The 12,392-nt window shown below is 34.9% G+C and carries 13 protein-coding genes and 2 tRNA genes; 13 read left to right on the top strand and 2 right to left on the bottom strand.

Features of this window, described 5'->3' with window-relative positions:
* Positions 1-194: 194 nt before the first annotated feature.
* Positions 195-1,874: a 5'-nucleotidase C-terminal domain-containing protein gene (locus tag J7J33_03650; protein ID MCD6168383.1), complete on the bottom strand. Its 1,680-nt coding sequence runs from the start codon at positions 1,872-1,874 to the stop codon at positions 195-197.
* A gap of 72 nt (positions 1,875-1,946) precedes the next feature.
* Here J7J33_03650 and tsaD point away from each other — a divergent pair, with 72 nt between their 5' ends.
* The 9 genes from tsaD to J7J33_03605 all read left to right on the top strand — a co-directional run bounded on the left by tsaD (position 1,947) and on the right by J7J33_03605 (position 7,398).
* Complete coding sequence (gene tsaD / locus J7J33_03645; protein ID MCD6168382.1) at positions 1,947-2,957, top strand: tRNA (adenosine(37)-N6)-threonylcarbamoyltransferase complex transferase subunit TsaD; 1,011 nt, start codon at positions 1,947-1,949, stop codon at positions 2,955-2,957.
* 14 nt (positions 2,958-2,971) lie between these two features.
* Positions 2,972-3,181 carry a hypothetical protein gene (locus tag J7J33_03640; protein MCD6168381.1) on the top strand — a complete coding sequence of 70 codons (210 nt, stop codon included), beginning with the start codon at positions 2,972-2,974 and terminating at the stop codon, positions 3,179-3,181.
* A gap of 11 nt (positions 3,182-3,192) precedes the next feature.
* Complete coding sequence (locus J7J33_03635) at positions 3,193-3,510, top strand: YbjQ family protein (GenBank protein ID MCD6168380.1); 318 nt, start codon at positions 3,193-3,195, stop codon at positions 3,508-3,510.
* A gap of 42 nt (positions 3,511-3,552) precedes the next feature.
* Positions 3,553-3,640 (top strand) — tRNA-Leu (locus J7J33_03630).
* 9 nt (positions 3,641-3,649) lie between these two features.
* The gene (locus J7J33_03625) at positions 3,650-5,086 is read left to right on the top strand and encodes an MBL fold metallo-hydrolase (protein MCD6168379.1); all 1,437 of its coding nucleotides are present in this window, start codon (positions 3,650-3,652) and stop codon (positions 5,084-5,086) included.
* A gap of 14 nt (positions 5,087-5,100) precedes the next feature.
* Positions 5,101-5,185, top strand: a tRNA-Leu gene (locus J7J33_03620).
* 8 nt (positions 5,186-5,193) lie between these two features.
* Positions 5,194-6,324 (top strand): alanyl-tRNA editing protein, encoded by a 1,131-nt coding sequence (locus tag J7J33_03615; GenBank protein ID MCD6168378.1) that lies wholly within the window; start codon positions 5,194-5,196, stop codon positions 6,322-6,324.
* Entirely contained in the window at positions 6,300-7,031 is a 732-nt protein-coding gene (locus J7J33_03610; protein ID MCD6168377.1) for a metallophosphoesterase family protein, read from the top strand. The genes J7J33_03615 and J7J33_03610 overlap by 25 nt, the downstream gene beginning before the upstream one ends.
* Positions 7,032-7,035: 4 nt before the next feature.
* On the top strand, positions 7,036-7,398 hold the full coding sequence (locus J7J33_03605; GenBank protein MCD6168376.1) for a hypothetical protein: 363 nt from the start codon (positions 7,036-7,038) through the stop codon (positions 7,396-7,398).
* Position 7,399: 1 nt separating this feature from the next.
* Here J7J33_03605 and J7J33_03600 read toward each other — a convergent pair whose 3' ends face one another.
* Positions 7,400-8,098 (bottom strand): HAD family hydrolase, encoded by a 699-nt coding sequence (locus J7J33_03600; protein MCD6168375.1) that lies wholly within the window; start codon positions 8,096-8,098, stop codon positions 7,400-7,402.
* Between the two features lie 46 nt (positions 8,099-8,144).
* Here J7J33_03600 and cdaA point away from each other — a divergent pair, with 46 nt between their 5' ends.
* The 4 genes from cdaA to J7J33_03580 all read left to right on the top strand — a co-directional run.
* Positions 8,145-8,990, top strand: coding sequence for a diadenylate cyclase CdaA (cdaA, locus tag J7J33_03595; GenBank protein MCD6168374.1), 846 nt, complete (start codon positions 8,145-8,147; stop codon positions 8,988-8,990).
* Positions 8,983-10,179, top strand: a complete 1,197-nt coding sequence (locus J7J33_03590) for a hypothetical protein (protein ID MCD6168373.1) — start codon at positions 8,983-8,985, stop codon at positions 10,177-10,179. Before cdaA ends, J7J33_03590 begins: the two co-directional genes overlap by 8 nt.
* Positions 10,176-12,182, top strand: coding sequence for an NAD-dependent DNA ligase LigA (ligA, locus tag J7J33_03585; GenBank protein ID MCD6168372.1), 2,007 nt, complete (start codon positions 10,176-10,178; stop codon positions 12,180-12,182). Before J7J33_03590 ends, ligA begins: the two co-directional genes overlap by 4 nt.
* The coding region (locus tag J7J33_03580) for a hypothetical protein (GenBank protein ID MCD6168371.1) at positions 12,179-12,392 on the top strand (214 nt) is incomplete at its 3' end. The genes ligA and J7J33_03580, both read left to right, overlap by 4 nt.

Here is a 12,392-nt window from a genome sequence, read left to right as displayed (position 1 = left end):
AGGAAAGTTAAGAGAGTAGTTCTTGAGGTGAGGGTATCTAACACTATAGCTCAAAAACTCTATAAGAATCTTGGTTTTAGGGTAGAGAAGATAAAGAAGGAATACTATCCAGACAATAAAGAAAATGCCCTTTATATGGTAAAGATACTATCGTAAAAAATATTTAAAGGGGAGGATTTCCTCCCCTTTTTAATTTACTCAGTTCCTACTATGGTTATCCTTCCTTCAACCTTTGGTGCAATTGGAGTATGAGCTCTAATGTATTCTTCAAGAACCTCAGGGATAGTAATAGATGTATCGTACTTCTTATCTATTGGAAGATGTTTGAACATAAAGTAACCATCTCCACCGCCTGCCATCCAACTGTTAATGGCAACAGTATACTCCTTATCCATATCAAGTGGTTCTCCATTAACATAAACATCTGAAACTCTTTCACCAGGAACAACTATTTCTTCTGTATCCATATCTATCTGTTGTGGTGTTTTTCTGACATCAATGGTGAATTTCAAACCGGAGACTTGAAGGAATGCACCTGAAACTACAGTCTTTGGATCTCTTGGATCATTTGGACCTATAAGTGCAGATGCACCCCTTTCGAGTGCCTGTTTAAGAACACTTCCCTTTATCTTTACAAGAACAATGGTATTTCCAAATGGATGCATCTCTTGGAGAGTTTTTGTTGTTATTTCTCCCTTTGGATAGATTTTATCTCCTCTTATTCCACCACCATTGGTTAGTGCCACATCGGTTCCAAATTTCCATCTAAAGGCATCAGTGAAAAGATTTCCAATAGCTGCTTCTTTCTTTCTTACTGTGATCTTTCTTGCATCAAGGTCTACAAGGGATTCTCCTACTGGCGCAGGAGGAGGCATCTGGTTAATAAAGTATGTTACAAGCTTATCAAGAACAGGGTCCTTTGGTACACTTTCATCTAAGAGATGAAGACGCCACTTATAGGCGTATACACCCTTTTTATCTATCGCAAGCTGGAGTTCTCCAAGATATGCCGCTCTTGCTCCATCCTGAACTATTATGGTTTCACCACCGTTTGGAGTTTTTACAACCACTGGTTCTGTAACAAGGGTATGGGAATGTCCACCAACTATTACATCTATGCCATCTACCTTTGATGCTAAATCTTTATCTGCATCAATTCCAATATGGGTAAGTGCAACTATCAAGTCAACTCCCTCACTTTTAAGGGTAGAAACCATCTCTTTTGAAACTGATACAAGGTCTTTATTAACTTTAACTTTATCACCAAGTTTTGTTATATTTGAGACATTTGGTGTAATAAGTCCAAAAACTCCCACTTTCAAACCCTTTACCTCAAATATTGTGTATGGTTTTATCTTTCCATTAAGAGCTGGTTCTTCACTCACATCAAGATTTGCACAAAGGACAGGAATTGTTGCATAATTTAATGCCTCTCCAAAAACTTCTGGTCCCTGATCAAATTCATGGTTTCCTGGGGTCCATGCATCTGCTATCATATCCCAGAACAGAGTTTCTGGAATTCCTTTAAATGCTCTGAAGAATGGACCAAGAAAATCATCACCAGATGTCATAAAAAGAACTCTCTTTCTTGATTTTTTAAATTTTTTTACAAGATACCCGATCCTTGCAATTCCACCAACTGTCTTTTTAACCTTTTCACCCCCAATCCTAATCTTTGTCTCAAACTCTGTAACCTGGCTCTGAAGATCTGAAGTTGTAAGTATAGTTAGATATCTCAAATAACCTTCCACAAGACGTGGTCCCTCAGATTGAGAAGCAATGGAAGTGTTTACAGAAAGTTTAACAGGTAGTAAACTCAAAGAAAACACAATTGCTAAGACAATCAGCCCCTTAAACAGATTCTTTCTTTTCATACTCACCTCCTAAATTTTATTTTCTAATTAAAATTATATCATGTTAGTCAACATATGGTAAACTTTAAGTTGATGAGGATTTTAGGCATTGAGACTTCCTGTGATGACACCTCCATGGGAGTTGTAGAAAATGGTAAATTAATCTCTATAGTAAGAACATCCTCTGAAGAGTTCCATGTTAGATATGGAGGAGTGGTTCCAGAAATTGCTGCAAGAAAACATCTTGAACTTTTTCCTTTTGTATTGAAAGAGGTTTTAAGAAGAGGTAAATTGAAATTGAAAGATATTGAAGGAATCTCTGTCACCTTTGGTCCTGGTCTTGTAGGTTCTCTCCTCGTTGGGACTGAGCTTGCTAAAACTCTCTCCTTTTTTTTAAAAATACCATTTGTCGGTGTAAATCACCTTGAAGGTCACATTTACTCAATTTTTTTTGAATATAAGATGGATTTCCCCTTCTTAACACTTCTTATATCTGGGGGGCACACAGAAATCATCTTGGTTCAAGGTCATTTAAAATATAAGATCATTGGAACAACCCTTGATGATGCATGTGGAGAGATAATTGACAAGATAGGTAGGAAACTTGGTTTTCCATATCCAGCAGGGAAAGAGTTAGATAAATTGGCGTTAAAGGGAAATCCCGATAGATATAATTTTACTCTTCCAAGATTTAAAAACAGAAAAAGAAGGTTCTCTTTTTCCTTCTCAGGCATGAAAACCCAGGCATTAAATATTATAAACTCAAAGAATTTTGTCCTTGAGGATTTGGTTTCCAGTCTCTTCAAAGGAATAAGTGAGGAACTCCTTGATAGAATTAAACTTGCATCTAAAGAAACAGGAATAACAAATATATCAGTTGTTGGAGGTGTTTCTGCGAGTAAATTCTTGAGGGAGAGGTTTAGAAGGGAGAAGGGGCTTAATTTCTATTTCCCATCGCCAGAACTCTCAACAGATAATGGAGGGATGATTGCCCTTGTTGGTGAGGAGTATTTAAAGAGAGGTTTTTATTCTTCATTTGAACTTGATGCTGTATCCCATTTAAAACTTGGTGAAAATCCCTACCTAAAAAGTGATAGAATATAGGAGGAGGTGAGAATATGAAAAATGTGGGTTTTATAATGTTCATTGCTGGTTTGTCCATAATAGTTGGTTGGTTTATTTACAATCTTTTGAAGATAAATGTTCCACCTATACTGGAGATTGCCATTATACTTATGTTTGGTGGTGTAATAGTGGTAATTGTTGGTCTTATATATGAAAGATTAAAAGTTAAGAAAAAAGAGGAGGAAGATATAAATAAATATTAAAGGAGGTGAACATGATTTTAACAACATTTGACTATGTTCCAGGTAAAAAAGTTAAAGAGATTCTTGGAATAGTTCTTGGAAACACTGTAAGAGCAAGAAGCTTTGGAAAAGATTTTACTGCAGGATTAAGAAACCTTGTAGGCGGAGAGGTGGTGGAGTATACAGAGTTAATGAAGGAATCAAGAAGTCAAGCTCTTTCAAGAATGGTTAAGGAGGCAGAGAAACTTGGTGCAGATGCTGTTATAAATATAAGATTTATGACTTCTTCTGTTATGCAGGGTGCTGCAGAACTTTTGGCGTATGGAACCGCTGTAAAACTTGAAGACTGAATGAGTTGACTTACCAAATCTAATCAATAAAATTATTTATAGGCCGAAGTGGCGGAACTGGCAGACGCGGCAGACTCAAAATCTGCTGGGGTTATCTCCCATGAGGGTTCGACTCCCTCCTTCGGCACCATTTTAATTTATGTATGTAAAAGTTCTTGATGGCAAAAATACCATTGGGGGAACTAAGATTCTTCTTGAGACAAATAAACAAAATTTCTTTCTTGATTTTGGAAGGAATTTTAAAGAATGGGGAAAATACTTTGAAGAATTTATATCACCAAGGCAGAAGACTGGCATATTTGATCTATGGAAATTGAATCTCATACCCAAATACTCTGGGATATATAGGGAAGATTTGATTTTAAAAGAATTTAAAAGAGAGGTTAATGAACATCCAAAATTAAATATTTCTGCAGTATTGCTCAGTCATGCCCACCTTGATCATTCAGGTTTTATATCCCTTTTATCCGGAGAGATTCCCATAGTTTCTGATCGGATAACAGAGATGATGCTAAAAGCTTACGAAGAGACGGGACAGACAACCTTTTATAACGAACTTCAATTCTTGAAGATAAAGGAAGAGAAGGATGGGAAGTTGGAAGGTGTGAGAAACTTGCACAAAGAGAGAACTTTTATCTATCCAGAGGAAGGAGAGATAGTGATAAATGGTGTAAAAATAAAAGTTTTCCCTGTAGACCATTCAATCCCTGGAGCAGTTGCATTTGGTATTGAAACTGAAAGAGGATGGATTGTTTATACAGGAGACATAAGATTTCATGGAAAGAATAAAGAAGCATCAAAAAGACTTGTTCAATGGGCAAAAAATGTAAAACCTTATTTACTTATAACAGAGGGGACTCGCGCAGGTAGTGGTAAAGAAAAGATAACAGAGGATGATGTTTATAATTCCTCTATGGATGTTATTAAAAAAAATAAAGGAAAGTTAATCATTGTAGATTTTGGTCCACGAAACATAGAGAGACTAATGACTTTCTTTGATATAGCAAAGGATTCTAAAAGAAAATTTGTTGTTCTTGTGCAGGATGCATATTTAATGCACTTATTAAAAGATACAGATGAAAGTTTTGGAATCTTAGATGACAGGGACTTCCTTATATTGGATGAAAAGAGGTCTGATAAGTCAAAATGGATAAAAAGGATGAAAGAAATATACTCAAGTAAGTTCATCAGAATGGAAGAAATTGGAAAGAACCCCTCCGATTTTGTGCTTTGTTTCAGTATATACAATCTTAAAAACTTGTTGGATATAGATTTAAAAGATGGCATATACATTTACTCCTCAAGTGAAGCTTATACAGAGGAGCAAGCTATTGACATGTTGAGATTAAAAAACTGGTTGGATTTCTTCAATATATCTGTATATGGTTTTAACATAGATGAATCTGGAGTTCCTGTTCCGTTAGGAAAGTTTCATGCATCAGGACATGCCCCTTTCTCCGATATTCTCTGGATGGTAAATGAGATACAGCCAGAAAATCTATTACCTGTTCATACAGAGAGACTGGATCTTTTCTATAAAAATATCAGGAATATAAAAATAGTGGAGGAAATTTGATAAAATCTTATTAGGCGGAAGTGGCGGAATGGCAGACGCGCTGGATTCAGGATCCAGTGGGGCTAACCCATGCGGGTTCGACTCCCGCCTTCCGCACCATACAATTCATGGAAGATATAATCTTTGAGGCAAGGATAATTGAAACAAGAAAGGACAAGAACAAAAAAATTGTAGTTCTTGATAGATCTCTTTTTTATCCCGATGGTAAGGGAGGACAACTTGGTGATAGAGGAAACATTGGAGATTCTAACATTATCAAAGTTCAAGAAAAAAATGGTTTGATTATACATATAGTTGATAAATTTCCAAGAGGGGAAGGAGTTAAATGCAGAATAGATGGTAATAGAAGAGAAGATATTTCGGTTCAGCATACAGCTCAGCATATAATCTCAAGGGTTATATTGAACTTATTCAATTCGGAGACTTTAAGTTTTCATATGGGGGAGGACATCTCTACCATTGATATTGATAATCCAGATTTGGGTAATGAGGATGATATAGAAAGAATAGAAATTGAGGCAAATAGGATTGTAAGAGAGAATAGACCTGTAAAGATTTACGAAGTAACAAAGAAAGAAATGGAGAAACTAAATATAAGAAAGGTAGTTGATGTGGAGGGAAAAATAAGGATTGTTGAGATAGAAGATTTTGATACTACCATGTGTGGAGGAACGCATGTTAATAGAACAGGTGATATTGGAATTATAAAGATAGTAAAATATGAGAAGATAAAAGGAAACATCTTGAGGTTATACTTTCTTGCAGGTGAGAGAGCTTTAAGAGATTATCAGAAGAGGATGAAGATTTTAAAGAATTTAGCGAGAAAATTCACAACAAGGGAGGATAAAGTCTTGGGAAGTGTTGAGAAGATGGAGAGAGAACTTACAGATTTTAGGAAAGAGATAAAACTTTTAAAGGAAGAACTCTTTGAGTACTACCTGAAGGAGGAGGAAGGTAAAAAATTTGTTATAAAAGGGTTGTATCTTTTATCAATGGAAGACATGAAGTTTCTCTCGCATGAGTTTATAGAAAGAGGAGCCAAATTTGTGTATCTCTTTAATAAAGAGAGTGGTATAATCAATAAGGATTCTTCTTTTCCTCTAAATTTTAAAGATTTACTTGAGAAGTTAAAGGAGAATTTTGGAGTTAGAGGTGGAGGTAGAGATTTTCTATCCATAAAGACAGATAAAACATTAGAAATTGGAGAGTATCTATGGAATATGATAAAATCGCAATAATTTCTGACGTTCATGCAAATATAGAAGCTTTTGAGGCTGTGTTAACAGAAATTGACAAGGAAAAAGTCGATAAAATCATCTGTCTTGGTGATATGGTAGGATATGGTCCAAATCCCAATGAAGTTGTGGATCTTGTTATAGAGAAAAAAATTACATCCATAAAGGGTAATCACGATGAGGGAATGGTAAATCAATCTGTAGTTTTTCAATTTAACGAATTTGGAAGAAAAGCTCTTAAGTGGCAAAGGAGTATTATTAAAAGGACCAATTTCTTATTTCTTGAATCCCTGCCTTTTGAGTTAGTCTTTGAAGATTTTCAGATAGTTCATGGTGCTCCCTCAAACTATTTTAAATATATAATTACTTTGAAGGATGCTTTGGATGAGAAAAAATTTATGAAAAAAAACATAGTTTTTGTTGGCCACTCTCATAGAGCAGGTATTTTCTCAATAACTGACAAGAAATATTTTCCAATGCCAGAAGGAGGAGAATTTATCCTTGAGAGAGAAAAAAAGTATATCGTAAATTCAGGAAGTGTAGGTCAACCAAGAGATTTAAATCCTGATGCATCCTTTATGATATACTATCCAAAGATAGGTAAGGTGATTATAAAAAGAGTTAAATATCCAAAAGAAGTAACAAGAAAAAAAATACTGGAATTGGGTCTCCCAGAATTTTTGGGAGATAGGTTGCTTATGGGGTATTAGACATATGAAAGTATTAAAAACTTTTTTAATTGGATATATTAAAAAAGTTTTGCCAATTAGTGTTTTAATAATTCTTGCAACGGCACTCATTCTTTTCTTAATTAAATTATTTTCCTTATACAATCTGATTAACATCGTTTCAATAGAAGCGGTGATTCTCTTCATTCTCTCTTTTGCCACATCTTCCGTATTTTCAAGATCTGAAAGAATATGGGCTAAAAAAACATTATCACCTACCCCAGACACTTTCGGTTCAAAAGTTATGAGAAAGGAATGGGAAGAGAAAATTTCATTCTCAGCAATTTGCGGTTATACTGGAATTACTCTTCTTGTTTTAAGTCTTGTTATTTATTTTGTATTTAAATAGATTATCGCTTGAGGATATCAAAAATTTCTTCTAAACTTTCAATATCTTCACCTATTCTGTATGCGTCTATTCCTATACTCTTGGCAGGAGATATGTCCAATTCGAAATCATCTCCTATCATAATGGCTTCTTTTGGATTGGCGTTAAAGAAATCCAGAATCTCAAGGTAATATTCTTTATATGGCTTTGCATAATGCATATTTTCAGCGGTTGTTATTAGTGAAAACGGAATATCCTCTATCTTTGCCCATTTCATTCTTTCCTTTACTGCGATTAAGGGAAAAAGTGAATTTGTTGCAAGAACAAGGGTATAACCTTCATTATGAATCCTCAATAAGATTTCCCTCGCTTTAGGTACCGGTCTTCCTAAAATGTTCAATTTTGGAAATTCTATTTTATAGAACTTCTGAAAGATTTCATTTACCCTATCTTCACTCAATCCTGAAAGAAGTGAAAATTTATATAAGAATTTTTTTTGATTTAAATCACCATTTATCTCATTTATCATGTAATCTGTAGAGGTCATTACAATTTTATAAATATCGCCTTTTATCCATCTTTTAAGAAAGGGTATAAGTTTCTCAAAATAAGATTTTAAAAATTCGTTCATGTTGATATCTAAAAGTGTTCCATCAAGATCAAAAAGTACGTATCTTTTAGTCATGTTTTTATTATAGCCAAAATTTTGATTTTCTTTCAAGTTACAAAGTTGAAATAGACCAAAAAGGTTGTAGAATAAACTTAAGATGGCGACTTATATTCTTGAATTATTCAAAGGCTGGACTGTATGGAATGTTATAGCCAGTATTTTGGATATTCTTATTATTGCTTTTATTCTATATAAAATTTTGTATGCACTACAAGCAACAAGAGTATGGCAACTGATACAAGGAACTATCATATTCTTTATTGTTGTATTTCTTGCATCAAAAATATCTGCATGGCTTGGTCTTGTTGCTGTAAATTGGGTTTTAAGGGGGATTCTATCCATAGCTGGAATGCTTCCTATAATACTTGCTGTTATATTTCAACCCGAGATTAGGAAATTTCTTGGAAGTCTTGGTAGAAGAAATATATTTGGTGAGACATTTGATTTCCTCTCGCATACAGAAGAGGATATAACAAAAGTGATTGATGAGATAGTAAAATCTGTCAAGTATCTCTCTCTGAATAAGATAGGTGCACTCATTGTAATAGAGAGAGAGGATAATTTAAACGATTACATTCAAACCGGTATCCCCATTGATGCGAAGGTTACATCAGAACTACTCTCCACCATATTTTATCCCAACTCTCCTCTGCACGATGGTGCTGTAATTATTAGAAAAAATAAAGTTATCGCAGCAAGATGTCTTCTTCCGCTTTCGGAGGATGAAAGAATAGAGAAAGATCTTGGAACAAGGCATAGAGCTGGCTTAGGTATATCAGAGATAACTGATGCTATTTCCATAATTGTATCTGAAGAAACAGGAATAATTTCTATTGCTTCCGAGGGAAAATTAACAAGGTATCTATCTGTGCTGGAGCTTAGAGGGATGCTTATAGTAATGCTTAAAAAAGGAGAGAAAGGAAAGGGGAAGAAAGGTGCTTAAAAAGAAGATAATAATATTTCTCATATCGCTACTTCTATCCTTTTCCTTCTGGCTATATGTAACAGTAGAACAGGGACCAGAGGTAGAAAGAATATACAAAGTTAATATCACCTATAGAAATCTTACACCAGGGTTAACATTCCTTGAACCTCTGGGAAGTGCAGAAATAAAGGTTAGAGGCTCCAGACAAAGACTCATGAATCTAAATGAAAATAGTTTCACTGCATATGTGGACCTTTCTGGATTATCAGAGGGTCCTCATAGTGTTGAGATTCTTGTTGAAGCACCTCCTTTTGTAAAAGTTGTGGAAGTTTCTCCATCGAGAATCAGCGTCTTCCTTGACAAAGTTGTTAGGGTAGAGAGGAATATAAGGATAGAATTTATTGGTTCTCCCAAAGAAGGCTATGTAATAGAAGAACCAGAGATAAATCCTGATAAGATAACTGTAGAAGGTCCTTCAAAGAAAATTGAAGCTATAAGAGATGTTTCTGTAGTGGTGGATATTACCAATATTGATTCCGATGTTTCAATCTCATCTATCCCAAGAGTAAAAGATGCATTAGGAAATGAGATAGAGGGGATCTCTATTACTCCATCAATTGTATATATAACAATAAAAGTCAAGTCAATTCTATCATCCAAAGTGGTTCCCATAACACCAAATCTTGTGGGAAGTGTACCTTCAGACTATGGCATAAAATCTATTGTAGTTAGCCCTTCAGTAATTACAATTCTTGGAAACATTAATAAACTAAAAGATATAAGTTTTGTGGAGACAAAAGAAATAAACATAACAAATCTTACAAGCTCGAAGAATATCACTACAGAGGTAATTGTTCCAGAGGGAGTGGAGATAAAAGGCTCAAAAGATGTAACTGTACAGATCGTGATTGAGAAAAAAATAAAGAAAGAGTTTGATGTTGATATCTCTTTAGAGGGAAAAAATGAGAACTTTAACTATATTTTGGATGTCAAAACAGTATCTGTAGAGGTGTTTGGCTTTGAATCTATTGTAAAATCTATAAAAAAAGAAGATTTCCTTGCCCAAATCAATGTGGAAGGAATAGAGATAGGAGAGTATGAAGTAGAAGTGAGAGTAAAGTGCCTGAATAAGAATGTAAAAATAACAGGTGTTTATCCTGATAAGGTAAAATTAAAGGTAGAGAAGAAAGAGGGAGGGACACCATGAGAAAAGAGGAAGCGAAAAAAAGAATTGAAGAGTTAAGAAGGGAGATAGAATATCATAACTACCGTTATTATGTACTTGATTCTCCAGTTATTACAGATGAGGAGTATGATAAGCTTTTTAGAGAACTTGTAGAACTTGAAGAAAAATTTCCTGAGTTTAAATCACCAAATTCACCCACTCAAAGGGTTGGTGCTCCACCTTTAAAGGAATTTAAGACAGTAAAACATGAAATTCCCATGTTATCACTGGATAACGCATTTAACGGTGAGGAACTTATGGCATTTGAGAAGAAGATAAAAAGAATGCTTGGAACCGATGAAGAGATAGAATATATAGTTGAACCAAAATTTGATGGATTAAGCATATCTTTGATCTATAGAAATGGGGAATTGGTTCGTGGTGCAACAAGAGGAAATGGTTTGGAGGGAGAAGATGTTACTCCCAATGTAAGAACCATTAAGACTATTCCTTTAATTTTAGATAATCCTCCTCCCCTCATAGAGGTGAGAGGAGAAGTGATCATGTTCAAAAAAGATTTTGAAGAGTTAAATAGAGAGAGGAAAGAGATAGGAGAATCTGTATTTGCAAACCCAAGAAACGCTGCGGCAGGATCTGTTAGACAACTGGACTCCTCCATCACAGCTAAAAGAAAATTACATTTTTTCGCATATGCACTTGGTCTATATGAAGGAGTTAAGTTTAAAACACAGGAAGAAATACTTAACTATCTAAAGGAGAAAAGATTTAAGGTAAGCCCAGACTTTAAAAAGGTTAAAGGTATCAAAAAAGTTATAGAAGCATGCCTCTGGTTTCAGGAGAGGAGAGATGAGTATCCCTTTGACATGGATGGGGCAGTTGTAAAGGTTAACTCTCTTGAATTACAGAAGAAGCTTGGAGCAACAACTCATGCTCCAAGATGGGCAATTGCCTATAAATTTCCTGCAGAAGAGAAGGAAACCATTGTGAGAGATATAATAATTCAGGTTGGAAGAACTGGGAAGTTAACCCCAGTTGCTATTTTAGAACCTGTTTTTGTCTCAGGTTCAACAGTATCCAGAGCCACTCTACATAATGAAGATGAAATAAAGAGATTGGATGTAAGAATTGGAGATCATGTAATCATAAGAAAGGCAGGTTCTGTAATTCCAGAGGTTGTAAGAGTTGTAAAGGAGAAGAGGACAGGGAAGGAGATCCCTTTCAAGTTCCCAGATAAATGTCCCGTGTGTGGAGCAAAGGTGATAAGACTTCCTGGTGAAGCAGATTACAGATGTACCAATGCATCTTGTCCAGCTCAAATTAAAGGAAGAATACTTCATTTTGTAAGTAGAGATGCTATGGATATAGAAAATATAGGTGAATCCCTTGTGAATCAGCTTGTTGATAAAGGAATTGTTAAAGATATCGGTGATCTCTATTACCTTTCAGTGGATGATCTTCTTCCCCTTGAAAGAATGGGTAGAGTTCTTGCTGAGAAGATAGTGAGAAATATACAGAATTCTAAAAATAGACCACTTCATAGGTTAATTTATGGTCTTGGAATATTCCATGTTGGGAAACATGTGGCAGAGATTTTAACTCAAAAATTTAAGACCATGGACGAATTCTTGAAGGCAAATATTGAAGATTACATGGAAATTGAAGGAATTGGGCCTAAAACTGCAAAGAGTCTTTATATCTTTTTCCATGAACCAAAAAATATAGAACTCATTGAGAAATTGAAAAAAGCAGGAGTTAGAATGACAGAGGAAGAGAGCGAGGGTAAACTTAAAGGGTTAGTCTTTGTATTTACAGGGACTTTGAAGAGTATGACAAGACATGAAGCGGAGGAGTTGGTTAAAAGTGATGGTGGAAGCGTTGCAAGTTCTGTATCTAAAAAGGTAAACTATGTGGTTGTGGGAGAAAAACCTGGATCAAAACTTGAGAAAGCAAAAAGGTTAGGAGTAAAAATAATAAACGAAGAAGAGTTTTTAAAACTCGTTGGTAGACAATGGGAGGAGTTATGAAAAAATTTTTAACTTTAATAATCTTAATGTTTCTCCTACTTGGCTTGGTAAAATCTGCATTTTCCTATGAATCTTTAATAATTGAGAGAGAATATAGTACCCCACAAATTTCTTTTAAATATGTTAACGGAAAGATAAGGGAAATGGTTAGTGAGGAAAAGACTGAACCCCCATTCTCCTTACCTTTTGTAAACATAAGGATCCCTATTT

This window comes from Caldisericia bacterium, from assembly GCA_021158845.1.
In the GTDB taxonomy this organism is placed as follows: Bacteria; Caldisericota; Caldisericia; order B22-G15; family B22-G15; genus B22-G15.
The sequence above is the reverse complement of the archived record's forward strand: the minus strand, read 5'-3'. Positions and strand labels throughout refer to the sequence as shown.